Origin of the sequence: Marinagarivorans cellulosilyticus (assembly GCF_021655555.1) — a bacterium.
GTDB lineage: Bacteria > Pseudomonadota > Gammaproteobacteria > Pseudomonadales > Cellvibrionaceae > Marinagarivorans > Marinagarivorans cellulosilyticus.
Map to the genome: position 1 here is coordinate 4,052,334 of NZ_AP023086.1, position 24,712 is coordinate 4,077,045.

The 24,712-nt window shown below is 47.9% G+C and carries 20 protein-coding genes and 1 tRNA gene; 5 read left to right on the forward strand and 16 right to left on the reverse strand.

Annotation, left to right across the window (positions count from 1 at the left end; translation table 11 throughout):
- Positions 1-25: 25 nt before the first annotated feature.
- The 5 genes from bcp to pdsR all read right to left on the reverse strand — a co-directional run bounded on the left by bcp (position 26) and on the right by pdsR (position 5,099).
- A complete protein-coding gene (bcp, locus tag MARGE09_RS16500; protein WP_236983760.1) occupies positions 26-499 on the reverse strand; it encodes a thioredoxin-dependent thiol peroxidase in 474 nt (157 codons plus the stop codon).
- Between the two features lie 88 nt (positions 500-587).
- Positions 588-1,571: a malate dehydrogenase gene (locus MARGE09_RS16505; protein WP_236983762.1), complete on the reverse strand. Its 984-nt coding sequence runs from the start codon at positions 1,569-1,571 to the stop codon at positions 588-590.
- A 103-nt stretch (positions 1,572-1,674) separates the two neighbouring features.
- The gene (locus MARGE09_RS16510; RefSeq protein WP_236983764.1) at positions 1,675-2,292 is read right to left on the reverse strand and encodes a dUTP diphosphatase; all 618 of its coding nucleotides are present in this window, start codon (positions 2,290-2,292) and stop codon (positions 1,675-1,677) included.
- Between the two features lie 42 nt (positions 2,293-2,334).
- Complete coding sequence (locus tag MARGE09_RS16515) at positions 2,335-4,392, reverse strand: ATP-binding protein (protein ID WP_236983766.1); 2,058 nt, start codon at positions 4,390-4,392, stop codon at positions 2,335-2,337.
- Positions 4,393-4,394: 2 nt separating this feature from the next.
- Positions 4,395-5,099: a proteobacterial dedicated sortase system response regulator gene (pdsR, locus tag MARGE09_RS16520; protein WP_236983768.1), complete on the reverse strand. Its 705-nt coding sequence runs from the start codon at positions 5,097-5,099 to the stop codon at positions 4,395-4,397.
- Between the two features lie 138 nt (positions 5,100-5,237).
- Here pdsR and MARGE09_RS16525 point away from each other — a divergent pair, with 138 nt between their 5' ends.
- The gene (locus MARGE09_RS16525; RefSeq protein WP_236983770.1) at positions 5,238-6,953 is read left to right on the forward strand and encodes a DUF3592 domain-containing protein; all 1,716 of its coding nucleotides are present in this window, start codon (positions 5,238-5,240) and stop codon (positions 6,951-6,953) included.
- A gap of 79 nt (positions 6,954-7,032) precedes the next feature.
- Complete coding sequence (gene glk / locus MARGE09_RS16530) at positions 7,033-8,001, forward strand: glucokinase (protein ID WP_236983772.1); 969 nt, start codon at positions 7,033-7,035, stop codon at positions 7,999-8,001.
- 37 nt (positions 8,002-8,038) lie between these two features.
- On the opposite strand, the gene MARGE09_RS16535 is transcribed toward glk, so the two are convergent.
- Complete coding sequence (locus tag MARGE09_RS16535; protein WP_236983774.1) at positions 8,039-9,289, reverse strand: pyridoxal phosphate-dependent aminotransferase; 1,251 nt, start codon at positions 9,287-9,289, stop codon at positions 8,039-8,041.
- Positions 9,290-9,782: 493 nt separating this feature from the next.
- On the opposite strand from MARGE09_RS16535, the gene MARGE09_RS16540 reads away from it, so the two are divergent.
- Positions 9,783-10,379: an outer membrane beta-barrel protein gene (locus MARGE09_RS16540; RefSeq protein WP_236983776.1), complete on the forward strand. Its 597-nt coding sequence runs from the start codon at positions 9,783-9,785 to the stop codon at positions 10,377-10,379.
- A gap of 305 nt (positions 10,380-10,684) precedes the next feature.
- Positions 10,685-11,158, forward strand: coding sequence for an Lrp/AsnC family transcriptional regulator (locus MARGE09_RS16545; protein ID WP_236983778.1), 474 nt, complete (start codon positions 10,685-10,687; stop codon positions 11,156-11,158).
- A gap of 79 nt (positions 11,159-11,237) precedes the next feature.
- On the opposite strand, the gene MARGE09_RS16550 is transcribed toward MARGE09_RS16545, so the two are convergent.
- The 10 genes from MARGE09_RS16550 to MARGE09_RS16595 form a co-directional block, all read right to left on the reverse strand.
- Positions 11,238-13,028 carry an acyl-CoA dehydrogenase C-terminal domain-containing protein gene (locus MARGE09_RS16550; protein ID WP_236983780.1) on the reverse strand — a complete coding sequence of 597 codons (1,791 nt, stop codon included), beginning with the start codon at positions 13,026-13,028 and terminating at the stop codon, positions 11,238-11,240.
- 159 nt (positions 13,029-13,187) lie between these two features.
- Positions 13,188-14,237: an AraC family transcriptional regulator gene (locus MARGE09_RS16555; RefSeq protein ID WP_236983782.1), complete on the reverse strand. Its 1,050-nt coding sequence runs from the start codon at positions 14,235-14,237 to the stop codon at positions 13,188-13,190.
- Between the two features lies 1 nt (position 14,238).
- A complete protein-coding gene (locus tag MARGE09_RS16560; RefSeq protein ID WP_236983784.1) occupies positions 14,239-14,472 on the reverse strand; it encodes a hypothetical protein in 234 nt (77 codons plus the stop codon).
- Positions 14,473-14,493: 21 nt separating this feature from the next.
- Entirely contained in the window at positions 14,494-15,342 is an 849-nt protein-coding gene (locus MARGE09_RS16565; RefSeq protein WP_236983786.1) for an HAD family hydrolase, read from the reverse strand.
- A gap of 27 nt (positions 15,343-15,369) precedes the next feature.
- A complete protein-coding gene (locus tag MARGE09_RS16570) occupies positions 15,370-15,993 on the reverse strand; it encodes a transglycosylase SLT domain-containing protein (RefSeq protein ID WP_236983788.1) in 624 nt (207 codons plus the stop codon).
- Positions 15,972-18,002, reverse strand: a complete 2,031-nt coding sequence (ligA, locus tag MARGE09_RS16575; protein ID WP_236983790.1) for an NAD-dependent DNA ligase LigA — start codon at positions 18,000-18,002, stop codon at positions 15,972-15,974. The genes MARGE09_RS16570 and ligA overlap by 22 nt, the downstream gene beginning before the upstream one ends.
- Positions 18,003-18,068: 66 nt before the next feature.
- Complete coding sequence (zipA, locus tag MARGE09_RS16580; protein WP_236983792.1) at positions 18,069-18,965, reverse strand: cell division protein ZipA; 897 nt, start codon at positions 18,963-18,965, stop codon at positions 18,069-18,071.
- Positions 18,966-18,975: 10 nt separating this feature from the next.
- Positions 18,976-22,476, reverse strand: a complete 3,501-nt coding sequence (gene smc, locus MARGE09_RS16585; RefSeq protein WP_236983794.1) for a chromosome segregation protein SMC — start codon at positions 22,474-22,476, stop codon at positions 18,976-18,978.
- A gap of 163 nt (positions 22,477-22,639) precedes the next feature.
- Positions 22,640-23,920, reverse strand: a complete 1,281-nt coding sequence (gene ccmI, locus MARGE09_RS16590) for a c-type cytochrome biogenesis protein CcmI (RefSeq protein ID WP_236983796.1) — start codon at positions 23,918-23,920, stop codon at positions 22,640-22,642.
- 6 nt (positions 23,921-23,926) lie between these two features.
- Complete coding sequence (locus tag MARGE09_RS16595; RefSeq protein ID WP_236983798.1) at positions 23,927-24,430, reverse strand: cytochrome c-type biogenesis protein; 504 nt, start codon at positions 24,428-24,430, stop codon at positions 23,927-23,929.
- A gap of 194 nt (positions 24,431-24,624) precedes the next feature.
- On the opposite strand from MARGE09_RS16595, the gene MARGE09_RS16600 reads away from it, so the two are divergent.
- Positions 24,625-24,700 (forward strand) — tRNA-Val (locus tag MARGE09_RS16600).
- Positions 24,701-24,712: the final 12 nt, after the last annotated feature.

Consider the following 24,712-nt stretch of genomic DNA (forward strand, 5'->3'; position numbering starts at 1 on the left):
ATTTAAGCACGGCTGAATAGTTACGTTATGAGTTAAGGCCGTCTAGAATGGCTAATACATCATCGTGATGCGTCTTTGTTTTCACCTTTTCCATAATGTGGGCCAAGCGCCCTTCTTTATTGACAATAAATGTCACGCGATGAATCCCCATAAACTCACGTCCCATGAACTTTTTTAAGCCCCATACACCGTACTTTTCTGCAATAGCATGGTCCTCGTCACTCAACAACGTAAAGTTAAGGTCGTGCTTATCCTCAAATTTTTTGAGCCTTTCGAACGGGTCTGGACTAAGCCCTAACACAACAGTATCCCTCTTTGCATAGTCCGCACTGGCGTCACGCAGCCCGCAAGCCTGAGTCGTACAACCTGGCGTCATGGCTTTGGGGTAAAAATAAATCACAACATTCTTACCCACCAAGCCAGAAAGCTTTACAAGCTCTCCGTTTTGATCTTTTAACGCAAATGCTGGTGCTTTGTTGCCAATTTTTGGGAGATTCATGGAAAGTTCCTACTGGATAGCTAAGTGAGAGATGAAAAAAAACCGCGTTTAGGCGCGGTTTCATGAAGTAAGAGTAAAGTAAGGCTACTTACGCAGGCAACAAAGATTTCACGGCATTGCGCTCTTCTTTAAGCTCGTTTTCAGTGGCTTTCATTCGGGATGAGGAGAACTCATTAATTTCCAAGCCTTGAACAATCTGCCAGTCGCCATCTTTGCATACACAAGGGAAAGAATAAATCAGCCCCTCTTCGATGCCGTAGCTACCGTCGGAATACACGCCCATGCTCACCCAGTCGCCCTCTGGGGTACCTAGCGCCCAATCGCGAATATGGAAGATAGCCGCATTTGCTGCCGATGCAGCGCTGGACGCGCCGCGCGCCTTAATAATGGCTGCGCCGCGTTGCTGTACTTCAGGGATAAAGGTTTCTTCGTACCAAGTGCCGTCAACTTTCGAAATGGCAGGCTCGCCATTGATCAGTGCAGTGTGCAAATCCGGGTATTGCGTAGATGAGTGATTACCCCAGATTGTCATTTGAGTGACATCGTTAATGCTGGTACCCGTTTTTTGGGCCACTTGCGTCATCGCACGGTTGTGATCAAGTCGCATCATTGCGGTAAATTGGCGAGGGTCGATATCTGGCGCATTACGCTGCGCGATCAATGCATTAGTATTGGCAGGGTTACCCACCACTAAAACTTTGATATCGCGCGAAGCGTGATCATTTATCGCTTTTCCTTGCACAGAGAAGATAGCAGCGTTTGCTTCGAGAAGATCTTTACGCTCCATGCCGGGTCCGCGCGGGCGAGCACCAACAAGCAACGCATAATCCGCATCTTTAAAGGCAACGTTCGGATCATCAGTTGTGATCATTCCCGCTAACAAAGGAAAAGCGCAGTCATCCAACTCCATAGCAACACCTTGCAGTGCGCCTAAAGCGGGGGTAATTTCCAACATTTGCAGAATTACAGGCTGGTCTTTACCTAACATATCGCCAGCGGCAATACGGAACAACAAAGAATAGCTAATTTGGCCTGCGGCGCCGGTTACGGCTACACGAACGGGTGCTTTCACAATCAATCTCCGTTTTTGCTAATAAATAAACCCAAGACAGGCAAGCCTGTACTTAAGCATGCTTTTGCGGGCGCCATTATAGAGCAACCCTTGTAAAAGTCATCTAATCTGCGGGGTATCGCGCCTGCAAAGCCTCATAAACGTCTGTTTGAAACGTAAGGCTTTTAATATCCAGCTCGCTCAAAACCTCAACCAAATGCTCGTTGTCTTCTTTGCCCTGCCAAATCTTATGATAACTGCCATCTTTATAGCCGTGATCTTGGCGGAAGAAATTGAGTACATTTTTACCCATATACTGTAAATACAACTGTTCGAACGAAAATTCGGCAGCGGCCAACACACGGCAAAAGCCCACCAAATTGAACGATTTTGTGCTAACCACGCCAGCCACAAAGTCTTCGAGTTCAAGCCGAAATTCAGCGACCGACTCTGGTACTTTACGCAACTCGGCATCTAGCGCTTTAGCCAAATCGTCTATATTAGTAGCCCCCTGTAGAAGGTCACTTAAGCCAAAATGCCAAATATCAACTAACTCAAGGTTCACCTGCGCCATATCTGGGGATTGCTTCTTCCACCACTTCCAGCCGTAATGGTCCATTAGCTCAGCACATTCAACCCAAATCGCGCGGTACCACGCAAAGCCCTGATCGCGCCAATGGGCATTTACCTTGGTATTCATTGCGTCCTGCATTTCTAGCATTTTCAATAATTGTTGTTGCATGTGCACTCACTTACTTTGTTTAAAAACAAAAGGCCAGCAAATCTAGCCTTCTGAAATAATGGGTAAAATAATCTCGAATGTTACCAAAGCCCGCTTAGACTCGCTCGCATCTATTGAGGAAGCCCGAATACTGCCGCCGTGAAACTCACAAATCAAGCGGGCAATATATAACCCCAAGCCAAGGTGCACGCCATCACCTTGCTGACTCGCCTCACGCGAAGACACCATGGAATCGAAAATCTGCTGTTCTATAGCGCTGGGCAATGGTGGGCCGGTGTTGATCACACGCAGTGTTAGCTCACCCGCAGGTTCGCTCGGCCAACTCACACTTATTTCGATGGTCGAATCTTTAGGCGCCAGCTGGCTAGCATTCTCGACAAGCTTATCGAGCATTTGGACTATTAGCTCAGGCGCTGCCGCTACACGATATGGCCTAGAAACTTCAGCGAAACCACTCAAGACCACTTGCTGCGGGTAGTTGTCCTGATAAGCATCGACCAGCATTGTGAGCATATCTCTAATGCAAAAGGTTTCGCTTTCGGCATGCATTAAAGCCTGCTCTAGGCTATTCACAGAACTCATGGCATTAAGTGTTGATGACAGCCGCGCCATGCCTCCCCTCGCTCGCTCAACATACCGACGCTGCGAAATATCAAGCGCCGACACCTCTAAATTATCCAGCGAGCTTTGCGTAATTGCCAAGGGGGTTCTCAGCTCGTGTGAAAGTTTTACCGCAAGGCTTTTTAAGTACTCCTGATGCGCGCCTAAGCGACGCAGTAAAGCCTCAAAACTACGCGACAACTGACCTATCTCATCGGGAATACGGCTCGAACGAAATGGCGCCCGCACATTCCCCATAGGATCTATCGCTTGCTCCGCGTGTTTCGCTAATGACCGAATACGCCACGAATGCACACTCGAAAAGCCAAGCAGCGCAATAACAACCACCCCAGCAAAAATAGTACATACAAAGACAAACTGGCCATAAATACCCGCCAATAATATGTAAAAACGGGCGTCTTGCTTGTCGAGCACGAGCCAACCTACCGGCGCTTGACCTTTTTCACCCAACGCCACAACCGCGCGCGCCACTGGCGATACCCGATTAAAAAACCATTCAGAATGCTCTGTCGACATAGGGACTTGCGGCGCTTGGTAGCGGTATTCCGGCCGCCCCGACAATAAAAAGTACAAACGCATAAGCCAGGAGTTGCGCTCATTAAACTCCGGCAGCCCAGCTCCTAAAACCAAACTGCCCGTTCCTTGCACAGGCAACCCTCGCCAATCGTATAAAGTCACCCGCTGCTGCTCAGAAGCATAATCGCCGACAAGGCCGGTAAACTCTGCATCCCGATAAGCCAAATGCACAGGGTTATTTTGCGGAGATAAAAATACGCTATAACCCAGCGCTGCGCTGGCGTACTCCACCGTAACGCTGTGTTCGCGGTATGCCAGCGGCAGTGATAACTCAATGGTTTGAAGGCTGCCAGATGTTTGTGCAGCCGACATTTGCCATAAAGCGACGTCTTCAAAGTGGCGTCGCCAGCGCCCACCTTGCCAGCGCTGCACCTCGGCAACACCCGCCACCGAGGTAATAACTCGCAAAGCGACACCGTGCGAAAAGCGCAATATCAACGCATCGAAACTTTCGCGCTGAGGCGAAAAAAGCGTTGCCTCCACGCCGGTAATAGCAACTCCCAACCACAACCCGTCTTCTACCAAGGCAAACTGTGCGGCTGCCAAAACGCCCGTAGGCAAATTAATAAATGGGTGCCAGCCATTATTTTTGCTGTAACGCCGCGCAGGCTCGGCATTATCGGCCTCGTCGTAATGCCACTCGGTTAGATACCCGTCTAAAACATAATCTTTGGGCAACTCAGCCGTAAATAGCGCCGGTGTTTGCAGATTTCGTTGTTTTAAGCGGGCAATTAAAGCGCCCTCTTTCGACAAACTATGGGCAACACTGGCAGCCAATTGCTCGACAGAATCTAAACGCGATTGCCGTAAAGTGCTATCTAGCTGTTGAATATAACTAACAGCCAGCCACGGTAGCGCCAAAGTCAACAAACCCAATAGCAGTAACTGGCGCTTAAGTGTCATATCTATGCAGGGTCCTTGGGTGTTAGCCAGCGATAACCCAGGCCGTATGCGGTTTGTATTGCATCGAAGCTTTCATCAATGGCTTTAAACTTCTTGCGAATTCGTTTGATATGGGAGGTTATAGTGTTGTCGTCTAGCACAACATTCGCGGCATCCATTAATTGTTGCCTGTTTTTTACATGCCCTGGGCGTGCCGCTAAAGCCTGCAAAATCCAATATTCGGTTATGGTCAACTCAATAGCATGCCCCTGCCATGTCACTTGCAAAGTTTGACAGTCGATTAGCAGCGGCCCAGCCACTAATTGCTCACGATTTTGAGCCGGCGCAGCGAGCGCATCCACTCGCCGAAATAACGCCGTAATTCTGGCAAGCATATGGGGCTGGCTAATATCTTTTGTTAAGTAATCATCCGCACCTAAACGCAAGCCCAACACGCGATCTAGCTCTGAATCTCTGGCCGTTAAAAATATAATAGGCAACTGGGATGCTCGCGTGCGCAAATCTCTACAAAGATCAAAGCCGCCTTCAGCCTCGTCCCCCAAGCCCACATCAATAATGGCCAAATCAGGTAGCCTTGCGGCGAAAGCCTGCATCGCCTGTGGTCGACTCGTGTAATGACTTACGTCGTAACCTTGTCGAGTTAAGGCATCGCGATAGTTTTCTGCTATCGCTATCTCATCTTCTATGATGGCAATATGTTTGGGCATGGGATGTTGTACTATCCTGTGTAAAAAGTTGGGGCCGTAATGCGGTGCTATTTTGGAGGCGAATCCTATCACGTGGCCTTACAATTTCGCAGTACTGCCGCGGTATCACCGTATTCTTAATTCACGAATTTCACTGCCATGTCCAAGAACACAGCGAAAAAGAACAACATCTTACTGGCACTTTTTGGCCTACCCTTTGCCGCTGTTGGCTTAGGCTTTTTGTTCCTGAGTATTATTCCCGCTTTGTGGGAATGGCATGCAATGAAAGCATGGCAAGCCACGCCAGCTGTAGTGACATCTGCGCAGCTGCAAACTCACCGCGGCGATGACAGCACCACTTGGGAAGCGACCGCACGGTACCAATATGAGTTTAACAATCAAACCTATACGGGCTCACGCCTTGGCATTATGAGCGGCGCAGATAATATCGGTAGCTGGCACCAAGACCACAGTCGCACACTTAAAAAGCATCACCAAAACAAAACCCCCATTACCCTTTATGTGGACCCAAGTAACCCCAGCCAATCTGTTATCGATCGCGAACTGCGCTGGGGCATGCTGCTATTTAAATCTGTCTTTGTCATTGTTTTTGGCGGCGTGGGGATTGGGCTTATTGTTTTTGCTCTTGTCTCGAAAAATACCAAACACCCAGAACAACTGAAAACAGACATGCCCTGGCAAGCCAATGACGATTGGAAAAACCCAATTGCATCCAATGCCAAAGCTGGGCTTTGGGGGTTGTGGGGCTTTGCCGTGTTCTGGAACGCTATCTCCATGCCTATATTACTGATAATTCCCGAAGAGCTTGCCAGTAAAAACTACCCCGCACTCGTCGCACTGCTTTTCCCCATTATTGGTCTATTCCTACTGACATGGTGCGCGATTAATACGGCTCGATGGCGGCGCTTTGGTGCGACACCTTTGATGCTAAGCCCCTACCCCGCAGCCATCGGTGGCCAAATGGGTGGCACACTAACGCTGCGCAGCCGCTTGCCAGCCCAAACAGAAGTCCACATTACCCTTAGCTGCGTAAAAAGCTACTACAGCGGCAGCGGTAAAAACCGCAAGCGCAGAGAAAGCATTACTTGGAGCAACGCAGGACAAGGCCACATCAAAAACCTACCACAAGGCAGCCAAATTGCGTTTTGCTTTAACCCACCTAAAAACCTACCAAATTCTGAATTGCCCAGCGATAGCTACCACCTGTGGCGCGTATCTATCGCGGCGCAACTGCCAGGGGCCGACCTACATCGCGACTTTGAAATACCCGCCTTTCAATCCGATGCACAATCACATTTAAATATCGACGACAGTACGCAGCACCCTAAAGTTAAAAACAAACGGGAAGAAGCACTCGAAAGCTTGTTGAACCCAACCACAATACCCGGCGGCATAGCCATTAAGCTGCAGCCGCTACGCAATGCAAAAGTATCCGGCGCCTTCGTGCTATTTGGTTTTATATTTTTTGGTGCAGGCATTGCTATATCTCGCGGTGATGCGGCGATTATGGGTTTTATTTTTGGCTCCATAGGCGCAGCCATAATAGCCGGCGGGCTCTACGCCTTGCTCAATAGCTATGACGTGCAAATAACACGCGAGGGCATCAAAGCAACCCGAAAGCTCCTAGGTTTTACCCTTAACCACAAACACGCAACGCGCTCTCAAATAAAAAGCCTGCGTATAAAAAGCACCGGCTCGTCGCAATCGGGCAAGAACCACACGGAATACTTCGCAGTAGAAGCACAACTGAACAACGGCCGCACTATAAGGGTTGCAGAGTCCATTACCGGGCGCACTATGGCAGAAGAAGCACTTGAATCCTTAGCGTTGCTATCAGGCTACCCCAAGGATTAAGCCATCACGGAACTTGCACGCTAATGCCGGTTTGACTAGAGTGACGAGGTTTTGTAATTGACCCCACAGAGACTTCGTTATGTTTCCTTATGTTGTTGCCGATATCGGCGGAACCAATGCCCGCTTTGCCCTTGTCACCGGTAAAGATGCAGGCCTTTACGCACTAGAACACATCCACATCCTTAAAGGTAAAGACTACGCCAGTTTTCAAGATGCCTTAAGCGCCTATTTAGACAAACTCGACGGCATCAAACCAACAGCAATGTGCGCAGCAGTAGCGGGACCTGTGGTAGGCGATCAAGTGCAAATGACGAATTTGTCTTGGGGCTTTTCTTGCGCTGCGGTTGCGGAACAATTTGGTTTTAAAGCCTTTGTGGCTATGAACGACTTTGCCGCAGTAGCTGCCGGGATTCCACTGATGGGCGGCGACCACTTAATTACATTTAAAGACGGCACACCACAAGACAATACTAATAAAGCTGTTTTTGGCCCAGGTACAGGCCTTGGGGTTGCAGGTGTTATTCGCCATAACGGTTTGTGGCTACCCAACCCCTGTGAAGGCGGCCATATCAACATTGCGCCAACTTCAGCCTTTGAAGCCGACATTATTAAAGCCGCAATAGGCCACCACGGTCACGCCTCTGCCGAAACGTTTATATCGGGCCCAGGCCTTGTTAATTTATACAACGCCATTTGTGAAGTCGAAGGTTCCAGTGCGGCCAAATACGAGCCTTCCGACATCACAACCAAAGCACTAGACGGCTCCGATGCTACTTGCGTGACCACACTCAATACATTTTGTAGCTTTTTAGGCAGCTTTGCCGGCAACCTTGCATTAACTTACGGCGCCACTGGCGGCATTTACTTAGCCGGCGGCATACTGCCTCGCTTTAGCGACTTTGTCATCAAAAGTGATTTTTCCGCTAAGTTTGCCCATAAAGGCCCCATGAGCAGCTATGTAGAAAACATTCCGGCCTACCTTGTCACCCATAACGAGCTCGCCTTTAACGGTGCAGCCGCTTGGCTAGAGCAGCAACTTACCCAATAAGCACAGCGCCGTTGTCAGCCTACAACGCTGGCAACGGCTATTTAGCCTTTGAATATAACGCTTTTATTTCGCTAGCAATAATCGCAACCGCCTCGGCCATAGCTTGATCGGACTGGCAAATATTCAGCCGAAGACACTCCCTAGCATGCTGCCAAGACGCCTCCTCACCAAAGAAAAAGTCATTGCCCGCCATAACCAAGACATTGCGCGCTTTTAGCCGTTGATATAACACCTTGGCACTAACAGGTAAGTTGGGTAGCCACAGCCAAACAAAAAACGCCCCATCAGCACCGTGTATACGATATGGCACGTCTTGCAAGTGCTCATCAAGCAAGGCCAACATCAACTTGCGCTTTGGTTGGTAATACTCAGGAATCAGTTGGGTTAAACGATGAATATCACCACTGGCAATTAGGCTTTCCAATAATAATGGCCCTGTGTTGCCCGAGGCTAAATTCTCCACCGCGCCAACGTGTGCCAGTAGAGAAGCTAGCTCTTCATCGGCCACTACCACGGCCGTGCGCAAACCGGGCAAACCTAATTTAGACGCACTTAATACCGCCACAGACCCCGGGCGCCAGCGGTAGGCCTGCGATGGCGCCATAATATTCGGAAATGGCGCGCCATAAGCACAATCGACCAGCATAGGAATCCCCCAACGCTTAGCCTCGCCTTCTAGCCAGCGAACATCTTCAAGGTCAACAACATTAGCCGATGGGTTGGTTGGGCGGGACAAACACAGCGCTCCTGAGTGCTCATCCAAAACCAGCGCACTACGATCTAACTTGTAACGAAAACGGTGCTCAGACTCCAACGCAATGATGGGCCGCGATACCGCAAAGGCATCACCACCAATCATCTGCCCGCGATAACCCACGTATTCAGGCAGCATAGGCAAATGAATACGTTGTGTTCCCTTAACACTTGGGCCACCCAATAAATTAAACAACCGGTTAAACGCCGACTGACCGCCATTCACCACAACCAAATTTTTAGCGCTAACCGGCCAACCTTGGTCCTGCAAATACTGGCTAAGCAACGGCAGCAACGATTCAGACCCTTGAGGCGACTGATAAACCCCCAACCAACGCTGAACCAATGCTTTATCATTAAGTAAAGCTTGTAAGTGCCGGCTAAAAATATCGCCAGCCTCAGGAATTAACGCGGGATTACCGCCACCCAAAAACAATAAATCGGGGTTAGTATTTAAAGCTTCCCCCAAATCGCGCATAAGCTCTGCAATAGCAGAAGGTGCGGCCATTCTTTGGCCGTAGTGTGATAATTTCAATCTAATACTTCCAACTTTTGACTACCGTTTTCCGAGTTTAATATACAACGCGATTTGATTTTAGTAAGTATTTTTTGAGTACCAGCGGCTCAGTACCAAATGCAATATAGCGTTAGGTGCGCTCCTAAAAGCACATAAAACCGCGCCCATATTAATTTCACAGGCACCTCTTCAGAACACCAAATCTACCAAAGTAACTAAAAACAAACGGATAAGGCAAAAAAGGGCAACCTTACAATTCCGGCCATTAATCAAAATTTTTATCCGGCAATCACCATCATGTCGAATATCAAATTATTTTTGGAGGGTGCATTGCTCTGAAGTGTTATCTCTAAAGTGGTGATACAGCTATAGATGGACCTCAATTCCTGATAAATGCGGCGAACGTCTAGCGTAAATAAATACAATTCGCAGCGTTCAAGATGGAAAGAGCACTGACTAGCCTATAAGCCTCTCCACCACATGTACGCATTAATTACCATTTGGAGTTTGTATGAAATTTTCAACATTACCTTTATCTGCATTATTACTATCCATAAGCAGCCTGGCTAATGCTAACGACAACAACCTAGGAGCCTTTCTGGGGAGTGATTTTGCCTTGAGCCAACACAAGGTTTCAGCATCCGGCTATGAAGACGAATCAGATATGAGCGAATCTTATTCCGTTTATGCCGGCTATCAGTTTCACCACAACTGGGGCGCCAAGCTTTCTGTCGTTAATTTTGGTTCTGCGACCCCAATTGACGACTATGGAGTGAAAGCCGAAACCGAAGCGGATGGCAATACTTTAACAGCTGTATGGAGCACTAGTCGCAATGAAAAACAATGGTCAATGTATGCAGAGCTAGGGATTCTGCAATGGGACGTAACATTAACGGTTGACAGCCCCTATATGGATTCAGTAAGCCGAAGTGACTCAGGCACGAGTATTATCGGTGGTCTAGGCGGTAGCTATGCGATGACTCGACATCTAGATATCACGTTATTTGCGTTGTGGGCTGCGACGGAATCAGACTTACCTATTGACCAGCACACTACACTTGACTTTCAATACTCGCGCTATGGCGCCGGTCTTCAATATCATTTTTGATCTAAGGGAGCCGACCATATTGCAAATGAAGCGCTGTGCTAGGTAAAAAAATAATCTCGCTGAAACTCTTCAACAGTTTCGACACTTTTCTCTAATAAAACGGGTGCCCAGTAATTTGGGCGCCTTATTGAATAAGAGCGCGCAAAGAGACGACAATAAGTCAAAGTCAGGTCTACTCAATAAAAGTATTACTGCGCATAGGTATCAGTTTACTCACCTCACAAAACCGAAAATATCAAAAACCATCATTATCCGATAACATCACAAAAATAAACGTGCAGCTAAAACCAGGATCAACACCAACCATGAACGAAAACACCACCCTCGACAAATTCGATCGATTGATTCTTAAAGCGTTGCAAGAAAATGCCGATTACTCAATGAACGAAATTGGCGAACGCGTGGGCTTGTCTCATACACCATGCTGGCGGCGGGTTAAGCGTTTGGAGCAAGATGGCTACATTAAAAAACGAGTGACCCTACTGGACGCAAACACGCTGAATTTAAGTGTTAGTGTGCACGCCTATTTAACCATTAAAAGTCACGATGAAAGCTCGCTTAATGCTTTTGAAGAAGCCGTACTAAAGGTGCCGCAGGTGGTCGAATGCTATTCCACTACGGGGGATAAAGATTATTTGTTGCGGATTATTGTAAGTACTGTGGATGCTTACGAAAAGCTACTGAAAAAGACCTTGGTTCACCTGCCAAACGTGGCGTCAATTAACTCGACCTTTGCCTTAAAACAGGTGAAATACACCACCGAATTACCACTTAACTAACGTCGCCTAAAAAGCGATGTACCAACTACCAAACTCGCCAATAGCCCCAAACCTTTAGCAGCCTTGGGGCTATTGGTTTTTAAAAACTAAAGTGCTCGGCATCTAACGCGGTTAAATTGGCAGCGCCAGACTTTATGGTTTCGTGCAAAGTGCGCGTGCGCGGTAAAATGCGCTGATAATAGAAGGTTGCCGTTTTTAGCTTCGCTTGGTAAAAGTCCGATTCGCTACCGCCAAGCTTAGCCTGTGCAACCGCCGCCGCGCGCGCCCAAAAGTACGCCTGCGTGATATAACCGGAATACATTAGGTAATCCACACTGGCTGCGCCAACCTCGTCGGCATTATTCATGGCCGCTAAACCAATGTGCATTGTTAGCTCACCCCACTCTTTATTAACCGCGGCGAGTGGCTCAATGTAAGCTTGCAAAGCCGCATTATCTTTATGCCCTTGGCAGAACTTGTGGATGATTTTGGTGAAACGTTTTAGCATTTCACCTTGTGATTGCAATACTTTTCGGCCCAGTAAATCTAACGCCTGAATGCCCGTGGTCCCTTCGTAGAGCGTCGATATACGGCTATCGCGTACATTTTGCTCGGCGCCCCACTCCGCAATATAGCCGTGGCCACCAAAACACTGCATACCGAGGTTTGCACTTTCAAAGCCGCTTTCTGTCATAAAGGCTTTGGCAATTGGCGTTAAAAAGGCAAGCAACTCGCTAGCTTCAGCCCGCTCGGCGTCGTCCGTACCGTTATACTCCACGTCCACTAACTGCGATATATAGTACGCCAACATTCGGCCACCTTCGGCGAATGCTTTTTGCGTAAGTAGCATACGGCGAACATCGGGATGCACAATAATAGGGTCGGCAGGGCCGCTAGGATTTTTAACACCGGATAACGACCGCATTTGTAAACGGTCTTTGGCATAGGCTAACGATTTTTGAAACCCAAGCTCAGCATGCGAAAGCCCTTGTATTGCAGTACCTAAGCGTGCGCCATTCATAAAGGTAAACATGCAATTCAAGCCACGATTGGCTTCACCAATTAAAAAGCCTTTCGCGCCATCAAAATTTAGCACGCAAGTTGCGTTACCGTGAATGCCCATTTTATGCTCAAGCGAGCCACAAGCTACATTATTGCGTGCACCTATGCCGTCACCTTCGGGCAAAAATTTTGGCACAATAAACAGCGATATACCTTTGGTACCCTCAGGCGCATCGGGTAAGCGAGCCAATACAATATGTACGATGTTTTCAGCCAGATCATGCTCGCCAGCAGAAATAAATATTTTCGTTCCAGTAACGGCGTAGCTACCGTCTGCAGAAGGTTCTGCTTTGGTTTTCAGCATGCCTAAATCGGTCCCGCAGTGCGGCTCGGTTAAGCACATCGTGCCGGTCCACTCACCGGCAATTAGGTGTTTTAAATAGGTCGTTTTTTGTTCGTCAGAGCCATGGGTACCAATGGTTTTCATAGCACCATGACTTAGCCCGGGGTACATTCCCCAAGACCAATTAGCCGTGCCTACCATCTCACTTACAATTGTCTCGAGGGATTCGGGCAAACCTTGGCCACCGTATTCCACGGGGTGGATCATGCTGGGCCAGCCGGCTTCGATATACTGCCGATAAGCCTCTTTGAAACCTGTAGGCGTGGTGACGGTTCCGTTATCGAACTTACAACCTTCGGTATCGCCAACTCTATTTAATGGTGCTAGTACGTTTTCACAAAACTTGCCGGCCTCTTCTATTACCGCGTCAACCACATCGCGGGTAGCATCTTCGCCATTGGTTAAACGTTGGCAATGTGCCTCGTAATCAAGCAGCTCGTGCAATACAAACTGCATATCTCTTGCGGGAACTTTGTAATCAGTCATAGCGGCCTCGTGCGTTTAGTCTTGCTAAATATTGTAGTACCAAGCCCTGCTACAAGTAGATAACCAATTAACGCAGGTTTGATTACTTAATCCGCTATCTTTTTGTGTTTTGGCCAAGCTTTATAATATACAGCTATAAGTGTAGGACACTTCCGTCAATTACTCACACTGCATATCAACATTCAGGTGTTTTTTGCGGTATTGCCCTGGCGTCATACCAGTCCACTTTTTGAAGGCCCGAAAGAACGCGCTCGGCTCATCAAAGCCTAAACGCTCTGCCACCATAACATTGGTAAGATCCCTGCAAGCTAACAGCTGGATCGCCGCCTCTAAGCGACACTCGTCTTTAAGTGTTTGATAGGCTGAATTTTCATCGGCCAAATGCCGGCGTAACGTTGTCACCGACATATTTAAAGTTTCGGCGACCTGCTCCGCCGATGGCATGTTATGGCCAACGTCTTTATTTAACAGTGCACGTACTTTCTCAGTGGTACTAATTTGGCTAGAGTCTTGAGTTACGATTTGGTAAGGCGCTGTACGCAGGAAGTCGGGTAAGTTCTGGTGGTTTTGCACCACTGGGCGATTCAGTACGCTCAAAGGATATAGCAAAGCATTGATAGGCTGGTTGTACTGCACATCTTGCTCACACAACGAACGGACACTTTGAATGGTTTCACCGGCACCAAAGCTTAGCCGTAAACCCTCAATCGGCAGCGATGTACCCGCTAGCCAGCAAGCTAACTGGTGCCCAGCCACCAATGTGGTCAACAGCTGCTCTGGCGTTGCATTCGCTTGCAGCTGATCTAATTCTTCAGCGCTGCTAGTGCGCACCGGCGATATAAACACCCGCGCTAAGCCATGGTATTCATCAATGCTATAGCGAACTTTAAACCCCTTACATACCTCGGCGAACTCACCGGCTAACTCTAAAGCTTGGCGAATATTACCGGCGGTGAGTAAGGTCAAGCACATTAAACGAAATGCACCAACAGGCACCTTGCCGCCAGAGAACATGCCAAACCATTCATCGCCACTTAAAAAGATAAGGCGTCTGTACAACTGGCCATATTTAAACGATGGAAGGCCAGCTTTCATATCATCGGGCGTGAGCTCTAATTCAGCTAAGGCATCGCTGTAATCAATACCGTTTTGCTTCGCCTCATCGAGCAAATGCCGTACAAGTGCGGCCGGAACTTTTGGCGTGAACATGCTATTCCTCTTCAACAGTCGTTTTTGTGCGACGCACAAAACGTAAAGCCAACCCCAATACCGCGGATATTAAAATAATAACGGCCAAAAAGCCCAAGCTGACCAACAAATAAGCGAGGGCATCGCTGACCGACAAATCCCAGCCCCATATAAACAAACCAATAAAACATACAGAAGCAAGCATATGACTCATAAAACGGGTTTTCTTACTGATCTTAAACTTTACCTTAGCCATACCACTCTCTTACTTAACACACTAAATGAGTACATCTAACACTTTTGCGATGCCATCTTCCCATACTGGCGAGGTCACAATGTTAGCGACGTTTTTAACCGCATCAGAGGCATTCCCCATAGCAACACCTACACCAGCCATAGAAATAAATTCCATATCCGACTGCGCATCCCCAAAACTAATCACATTACTTGCACTAATGCCATAGTGCGCTAACAGGTAATCAAAAGCTGCACGTTTACTGGCACTGTGATGAATAATACTGGCAAACAACCAGCGTGGGTATGCTGGCAGCTTGGCATAGGCAAATATGCAATCTGGAAAACGCTGCTCTAAAACCTGCAGCGCATTCGCGCTTTTATCTAAATCAACACCCACTAGCAGCTTTATGACGGGATCATGGACTGTATCAAAGCTCTGCATGATCGGCTGCGTACGTAAATGCTTACAATGCACCCCAAGTATCTCGGGTGCTACATCACGTTCGATGTAAAGGCCGGCATCGGTGTAAAGCTCGTAATATAAATGTTGTTCGCGCAGCTGCGCCAATAGCTTTTTTACGCTTGAATCAGGTAGTGGATGAGCCTTGTGTAACGTATTAGTCGATGGCTCAAATATTTGTGCCCCCGTGCAAAAAACGCCAGTATCCACTAAACCAAGCTCCTGCCACAAAAAGCGCGTCGCAAAATACGGACGGCCACTGGCTACAGCTGTTTTGACGCCCAAGGCTTGCACCCTAGCAATGCTTTTTTGTACCCCTGCGGTGTAATTGCCATCAACATTTAATAAGGTGCCATCAACATCAAACAAAGCCAATCGTATATCCGGCTTTTGGTCGCTCAGTAAAAATTGCTCAAGGGAGATAGTCATTGAATTTCCGTTACGATGCACTTGGCACTAAAAAAACCAAAAGCGATTTTTTTCTAGCTCTTTTTTACAGCCTTTAATTTGCTGTTGGTACATTTTTGCCCGCGAAGAAACTTTAAGGGCAACCTTTTTTAACCAAGGCTTTTTATTGTAAGAGCGGCGTTCATAACCGCCATGGCCTTCATGATACGCCAAGTATTGCCTATAAGCGTCGCCTAAGCCTATACCTAAACGGCGCTGGCTCTCTTTGTTGTACCAACCAATAAATTGTGTCACATCACCAAAGTCATCGCGATCTGCACCGCGCGCTCCAGTTTTATCCTGGTACCAACGCCAAGTGGCATCTTTTACTTGGGCATAACCGTAAGCATCGCTGGCCCTAGGACCGGGAATAATCCAGAGGATCTTCTTTCTGGGGGGGCGCGCATCGGCTTTAAAACGCGATTCTTGATGTATAAACGCCAGCTTCGTTGCGACCGGTGTGCCCCACTTATTGGCAGCCTTTACGGCATCTTTATACCAACTTTTTTTGCCGCCAAGTATGTCGCAAGCGTCATCCATTTGAGTAGGCCTGTAGCCCGCGCAACCACTTGCAAAGGCTACCAATACAACACTAAAACAGAAGCTGCTAATTATTCGAATTGTTCTAACCACGCAATAAACTCCTCTTCGTTGCGCACATCGAGCCCAATATCCTGCGCTTTTGTGAGTTTGCTGCCCGCTTTTGCCCCTGCCACCACTAAATAGGTTTTTGCCGACACACTACCCGCTACTTTAGCGCCCAACGCCAATAAGCGTTCTTTGGCTTCGCTGCGCCCCATAGTTTCTAACGTTCCCGTTAGTACTACGGTTTTACCCGCTAAAGGTTGATTTTGCGATACCGTCGGCGCTGGCCAATGCACTCCTGCAGCCTGCAAAGCCTCTAGTAAAGCTAAATTACTTTCTTGTTTAAAAAACAATTCGACATATTCAGCGACAACCGGCCCAACATCAGGAATTTCTTGCAGCTGTTCAGCCGTAGCTTGCGTAATGGCCTGCAAGCTACCTAGATGCTGTGCAAGCGTAGCCGCGGTTGTTTGGCCAACTTCTCGAATACCTAAGGCATATAAAAAGCGCGCCAAAGTCGTACTTTTACTTTTTTCTAATGCATCCAATAAGTTTTGGGCTGATTTCTCGGCCATGCGCTCTAAACCAACAAGCGGTACCAGTGTTAACTGGTATAAATCGGCAACATTAGCGATCAAGCCTTCATCAACCAATTGCTCTACGAGCTTATCGCCCAAACCATCAATATCCATCGCTTTACGGCTTGCAAAGTGCTTAATGGCCTCTTTACTTTGTGCTGCACACGATAAGCCACCGCTGCAGCGAATCACCGCTTCACCAGGAACTTGGCTAGTATCGGCACCACAAACAGGGCATTGCGCGGGAAATTCTATTGGGCTAGCCGTTTCAGGGCGGCGCTCGAGTACAACCTCGGCAATTTGTGGGATTACATCGCCTGCTCGACGAATAATAACGGTATCACCCACCATCACCCCAAGGCGCTCCACTTCATCGCGGTTGTGCAGCGTGGCGTTCGCTACGGTAACACCGCCCACAAACACCGGCTCTAAGCGCGCAACAGGGGTAATCGCACCGGTACGCCCTACCTGAAATTCGACCGCTTTAAGGGTTGTCATTTCTTCTTGGGCGGGGAATTTTTGCGCGATCGCAAAACGTGGCGCCCTTGCAACAAAACCTAAGCGACGCTGTAATGCAAAGTCATCAACCTTAAAAACCAAGCCGTCTATATCAAAAGGCAGAGCATCTCGCTTGGCTGCCATTCGAGTGTAATAGTCTAAGCAGCCTTCGATAGAGTCGACTTTCTCTGCAAGATCACTCACAACAAACCCTAAATCACGCAGTAATTGCAGGGTTTCAAAGTGCGTTGCCGGCAGCTCGCCATCAAACTCACCCACTGAATAAGCATTAAACACCAACGGCCTTGTTGCGGTAATGCGAGAATCCAACTGCCTTAAGCTACCAGCTGCCGCATTGCGCGGGTTTACAAATGTTTTTTGGCCATTCTCACGCGCCGATTGGTTCAGCGCCTCAAACCCCTTTAAGGGCATGTAAATTTCGCCGCGCACTTCAAGCACTGCAGGGTAATTACCGGCAAGCTTTAGCGGTACGTTTTTAAGGGTGCGAACATTCTGCGAAATATCTTCGCCGGTTGTGCCATCACCCCTTGTAGCTGCGCGCTCGAATAGCCCATCGCGATAGAGCAAACTTACCGCAAGGCCATCAAATTTTGGTTCGCACACATAATGTACCGCGATAGATGTTTTTAAGCGGTCTTGTATACGTCGATCAAAATCCCTCATATCATCGTCATTAAAGGCATTACCTAACGATAACATCGGCTGTAAATGCGTTACGCTTTGAAAGCTATCGAGCGGGGTCGCTCCTACGCGCTGCGAGGGGGAATCGGGCGTTACCCAACTAGGGTGCTGCTGTTCGACATCCAATAATTGACGCATTAAACGATCGTATTCTGCATCTGGAATAGAAGGCTCATCCTTTACATAGTAAGCAACGTTATGACGCTGGATTTCCTGTTTAAGGGCTTCGTACTGCTGTTGAATCACTGTGTCATTTTCCGTTAATACAGCTTCTGTCATTTTTTTGTTTCCAAAACAACAAACCGCCAATAGGCGGTTTGGAATCTATACACTGGCAAGGCTTGATTAGCGATTAAGGCGACGTTTTCGCTCAAATTCAATAACACGTTGTCGGCAATGTTCAAACGTTTGCTGCGTCATCACACTGCGATGCTCATCTTTTAGCTCACCGTCTAGCGCTTCAGAAATAGCCTTGGCGGTGCGCGCCATTAAACCAAACGCTGCAACGCTATCGCCTCTGATAGGAAGCATCATAAACATGCTGATCCCAGGCGTGGAGAAATCTTCCATAGTCGTCAAATCAAAGGTGCCAGGCTTTACGATATTGGCCAAGCTAAACAAGACTTCACCTGAGCCATCTTCGTTTTTGTGGCGATGAAAAATTTCCATATTGCCAAAACGCAAGTTTTGCTCGGTAAGCGTTTGCAGCAATGTTTCTCCGCTAAAAAGCTGCCCTTGATGGGCCATAACGTTAATAACAATAACCTCTTCTGGCTCCAAGGCTGGCTCGGCTACTTTAGCCTTAGGTTGAACGGCCGGCTCTTTAGCAGGAGCTTTAGCTGCTGGCGCTGCTGTGCGCGGTGGTGCCATCACCGCCAAGTCATCATCTAGATCGTCCAGGTTGCCCAATGTGGGTTCTAGGTGTTCATCGGCAGAATCCATAAGCATTGTTGGTGCAGGCTCCGCTTTAGCATTAACGCCTGCCGTTTTTTTACTGGCCGCCAAAGAGCTTTTAAGGTTTACGTGTAAATTTGCGGCATCTTCTGGGTGCCGATACGCCGCCACACGGGCGCCACCGCTGGGGAATTCACTGCCGACATTTTCGTCATCAAGCCCTCCCTCTTCTGGCAAGCTATTTGACATATGAATGCGCTCTCTGCGAGCAGCACGCACACGCCGAATACCATCCAAAATGATTCCGACTATCAAAAGCACAATAATGACTGTTAACCATTCACGCATGGGGTTTCTCCTATAGTGCAGCCATTTCGGCTGCCTCTTCTACATTTACAGTAACCATACGAGAGCAACCTGGCTCGTGCATGGTTACACCCATCAACTGATCCGCCATTTCCATAGCAATTTTGTTGTGAGTAATATAAATAAATTGAACTTGCGACGACATTTGCTCAACCATACGCGCGTATCGTCCTACGTTGGCATCGTCCAATGGTGCATCAACCTCATCCAACATACAAAACGGCGCTGGGTTTAACCGGAATATCGAGAAAACCAGTGCAATTGCCGTTAGTGCTTTTTCACCACCAGATAACAAATGAATGGTGCTGTTACGCTTGCCTGGTGGCCTTGCCATAATGGTAATGCCGGTATCCAGTAAATCTTCGCCGGTTAGCTCTAAATAGGCATGGCCGCCGCCAAAGACTTTAGGAAACAGCTCTTGCAGGCCGCTGTTAACTTGATCGAATGTCTCTTTAAAGCGCGTTCTTGTTTCTTTGTCAATTTTACGGATCGCATTTTCCAGTGTTTCTAATGCTTCCATAAGATCTTGATCTTGGTCGTCTAAGTAATTTTTACGCTCAGACTCGGTTTTATACTCATCAATAGCCGCGAGGTTAATCGGCCCTAAGCGAGATATTCTTGCCGCCACTTTTTCGAGCGCTTGCTCAAGATCGGCTTCTGCATCCTCTGGCAGCTCGGCCAATAGAATGTCTACGTTATAGTCATCTGCTTCTAGCTGATCGCGTAAGTTTTGCGCTTGAACGTCGTAGGTTTGACTTTCTAAACGCTCTTTTTCGAGGTTTGCACGTACAAACTGCACCTCTTGCTCAACAGTTAAACGCTCTTTTTCGGCGTTGCGCAAGGTTTCCTCCACACCCTCGACGGATTTTTTAGCTTCGAGTAACTGTTCTTCAACGGCAACGCGCTTTTGTAGGTGCGCTTCTAACTCTTCTTTGTGTAGCTCAACTGGCTCTGCACCCTCGGCAAGGCTATCGAGTAAACTTTGGCGTCGCTCCTCTAGCTTTGCGGTGTGCTCACTCAACCGAGATAAACCCTGCTTAACAGCTTGCAGCTGTGTACTGACCGCCTGGATACGCATAGCTAACTGATGAGCAGTATCTTTATCCTGACGCGCTTTTTGACGTGTATTTTCGAGTAAATCTTTATATTGATCACGCTTCGCTAATAGCTCTTCACGTGCGTGGGTATCCATTTCCATCGATTCAATCGCATCTTCAAGCTGCATGCGTGCTTGAGCGAGGCCCTCGGCTTCTAACTCTAATTGCTCTTTGGCTTCGTTAATTTCAGCGGTGACGCGATCTTTGCGTGCAAGTACCTGCTCGACTTTTACCGTATGAGCAGTAAGTTTGGTTTGGTCTTGCGACAAAACCCGCTGGCTTTGATCTAACTGCTTTCGGGCTTCGTCGCGTGCAGCTTCGGAATCTTTAACGCCTTGCCTTGCTGTCTCTAACTCTATCGTCAGCGCTTCAATTTGCTCATCCTGAACATCAAGCTCACCTCTAAGCTGCTCTATTTCAGTTTGGCGCGCAATAACGCCGGCACCCGCGTCATCGGCTTTGACAAGATTCAGCCAATTGGGCCCCAACCAAACACCTTCGCGAGTAATCACGGATTCGTGTGCACACAAGTTAGCCTGTAGCGCTTTAGCGTGGGCTATATCGTCTGCCATAAAGACAGTATTAAGTAAGCCCGCGATAGAGAAAGGACTATTGACTTGGCTTGCCAGTGAATCCGCTACAGCGCCTTCGCCCTTAACAACACCATCAGTAAAAACATTACAGTCACCGCTGGCCAGCGATTCATGCGCGTCAATAAGACTGCCTAAGTCGCTAACTCCAGCTACAGCCTGAATGCGCTTACCCAATACAATTTCAACTGCACGATCCCAGCCACCGGCTACGGTTATTGACTCGGCTAATCGCGGCAACGAATCAATGCCTTGTGCTTTAAGCCAAGTGCTTAGGCCTTTGCCGCTACCTAAAGCCGATTGCTGCAACGCCTCAAGCGAAGATAAACGCCCTTTTCCTTTTTGATTCACACCTTGTAAGTTTGTTAACTGCGCCCGCAAGGTTTGCTCTTGTTCGCGCTGGACAGTAACTTTTTCGCTGTGCTCCTCTATTTGCAAACGCAGTTGCTCTAGCTCTTCTTGCGCCATCGCAACGCTTTCGCGCAGTTCCATTATTTCGTCTTCGACATCACCTAGCACCAACTCGCGCTTTTCGGCATCGAGTTTTTCGATGCGTGCCAATAAACGCTGCTGCACGGTTTCTAAGTGCTGTATGCGCGACTGCTGAACTTCTGCTTGTTGGCGCGGGGCTTGCGCCTTTTGGTTGAAAGCATCCCACTCTTGCTGCCAAGCCTGCATAGCTTCTTCAGCCTGTATGAGCTTTTCAGAAGAGAGCTCTGTTTCTTCTTCTAATAACTCTAATTCAGGCTCCATAACATGCAACTCAGCCTGCCAGCCTTCGGCTTTATCAGCATCTTGTTGATGGTGCAATGCCGCTTCGCGGCAGTCTTTTTCTGTTTGATCTAGGTCGACGCGCAGTTGTCGTTCACGGTCTTGCGAGTGCGCGATGGTTTGCTCTATACGCGCAATATCAGCACCAATAGCATAAAAGCGCTCTTGAACTTGATGATATTTGTCGCCTACTTCGGTAAAACGGACGCGTTGAGTCTCGATTGTGGTATCGATATTCACTTGTCGGGTTACGCCAGCTTCGACTTTAAGTTCTAACTCAGTAATGATGCCGTGCTTATTCTGCGATTTTTCGCGCAAGTGCAAATAGCGACGAGCTTGCAAATACGCTTTAAGGGAACGCTCTTCTTTTTTGTATTCGGAGTACTTTTCTGCCGCCTGAGCCTGACGCTCTAGCCGAGAGAGCTGACGCTCTAGCTCATCTCGGATGTCAGTCAGGCGCTCTAAGTTTTCATGGGTACGACGCATGCGGTTTTCAGTATCGCGCCGACGCTCTTTATATTTGGATATTCCCGCGGCCTCTTCAATAAAAACGCGAAGCTCTTCAGGCCGAGCCTCGATCAACTTAGAGATCATGCCCTGCTCGATAATCGCGTAGCTACGAGGCCCTAGGCCTGTCCCCAAGAAGATATCCGTGATGTCACGACGCCGACATTTAGTACCATTAAGATAGTAAATATTTTGGCTATCACGCGTCACTTTTCGCTTAATTGAAATTTCGTTATAGGCGGCATATTCGCCTTTGAGCGTTTTATCGGTGTTATCAAACACTAGCTCAATAGAGGCTTGACCAACAGGCTTACGACCGTTGGAACCATTGAAAATAACATCTGTCATCGATTCGCCGCGCAGGTTTTTGGCGGAAGATTCCCCCATAACCCAGCGAACAGCATCGATAATATTAGATTTACCACAACCATTAGGCCCAACCACAGCACACAAGTTGCTTGGAAAATGAACCGTTGTGGGGTCGACAAAGGATTTGAACCCTGCCAATTTAATGCACTTTAACCGCATAGAATACTGCTTAACTCTCGGATGCTGCTTTGACAATTAAACGGCGAATTCTACACCGATCAAGATAATAAAACCCTAATAACCCAGAAAAATTGACGAATAACTGGCATCAAAATAATACTTTAGTAATAGAGATGCCAATTACCCTTGCCAATAACAACGCCTAGGGCACCTTCTCGGCAATCACCAATGATTGGGAATCGATGCCATCGCCCAGAGAAACCGGACCTAAAGTTGCCTGCCAATCGCCCGATTGCGGCACAGGGCTTCCAGATTTAGAAATACGAGCCAATAATTCCAGTTCGCTTGCCGTGGTCAAGTCCATGCCTGGCGCCATTGCCATAGAAGTGTCTAGGCGAATCGTCTTAGGTAAGTCAGCTACCGTTATACGCTGAATGGCCAAAGGCATTTTTGCCCCTTTCCATGCCCGCGCATAAACAAAAACTGTATCGCCAGGGCTCGCCGAAATGCCATCCGCGATAGAAACCGACACATCAAAGCCTTTATCAGCTGCTGCCGACTCTTGGTTTGCGGAAGTTTTTGCTACCTCACTTGGCTCGGAGGTTAAATCCTCCCCTGCTGCAATCGCCGCGCGCGCTGCCTTATTAATAGCCCCATCCAACGCTTGTGCCGAGCGACTATTCGGGTCTAGTTGCCCTTTAGCACGCTGCCAGAAAATAACCGCATTGCGGTAATCATTATTGTGGAAGGCTACCAAGCCACTCATTTCAAGCGCTTGATACATAAAAGGGGCGCCCTTCACGGCGATATCAGTAAAATGCGCCACCTCAGGGGTAACTTTATTACCTTCGCGAACAAATAGCGCTTGGGCCAGTTTAATCGCCATGGTGGGTGAGTTAGGCTCTATTTCTAGCAACTCCTTGTATGCAGATATCGCCTCGTCATAATCTTTTACAGCCATAGAGCGCTCAGCAAGCAGGTAACGCATTTGATGGTTTTCTGGCTGCTGTTTTAGACGGCTACGCACCGTTATCAATAGCTCTTTAGTAAATTGCTCGAACTCCGCTTGAGTTTTTGCAGGGTTATCACGCTCAGACTCCATCAAAGTGTATATATCCCAGTCCGGCTTAGCGCCCCACTGGAAATATAAAAAAGTTGCTAATAATGGCGCTGCAACAGCCAAACCCACCAATAAAATGCTGCCACCCGGGCGCGTAGAGACTTCGGTAAGGCCGTCTGATTCTACAACCAGCGTACGCTGAAGCTCTGTCTTAAGAGCGTTGTATTGATCTTGTTCGACATCGCCATTTTTAAGCAACCGATCCAAGTCATCCAAATGCTCTTTATAAAGCGCAGCTTGTGTCACATCGCGCCGAACAGGCTTTGAGGCCAAGCCACGCGTTAGCGGCAATTTAAAAATAGGCCACAAAATAAACACTGCGCCAAGCGCCGCCAGAATCAATACACCTTGCCAAAAAGCCATAAACACTTACTTCTTATTAGAATTTTTTGATTGAGAGACAGCAACAGTGTCAGTTTCTTTTAAAAAACTTTCTAAACGCTCTTGCTCACCATCCGTTAGGCCACCATTACTATTAGGGGCTTTGCTTCGTCGATAGATAATGACCGATAGCACGCCAACGCCTAACAACAACATGAAAATTGGCCCGTACCAAAGGACATAGGTATTTTTTTGCAACCTAGGGCGGTACAACACAAAATCACCATAGCGATCAACCATGAAATCGACAATTCCATCGTCAGTCTCACCCTCGGTAATCAAGCGGTGTAACTCTCTTCGAAGATCCTGCGCGATTTGCGCATTCGAACCCGCTAGATTTTGGTTTTTACATTTGGGGCAACGCAACTCTTCAATAAAGTAGTTGTAGCGTTCAAGCCCACCTTCAACGTCAAACTCGTAAGTATCAATGCCACTAAATACATCCGCGCTTAACAACAATAACAATATAAAAAATCCGACCTGCTTAAACACTATTGTCCCCTTGATTAGCTCATCGGTTTAAAGGTGGCGAAGTATACCCTGCTGCCCACATCCAGACCACCAAGCAAAAAGCTAGGCGATACCACCATTAAAGATTGCAAAAACAGCCATTTGTTTCATTGAAAAAAAATTAAAAAAAAACATTGACGCGCCTTCGAATATCCTTAAAATGCGCGTCTCTCTTGGGGTGGTTAGCTCAGTTGGTAGAGCGGCGCCCTTACAAGGCGTAGGTCACAGGTTCGACCCCTGTACCACCCACCATTTGATTTAAGT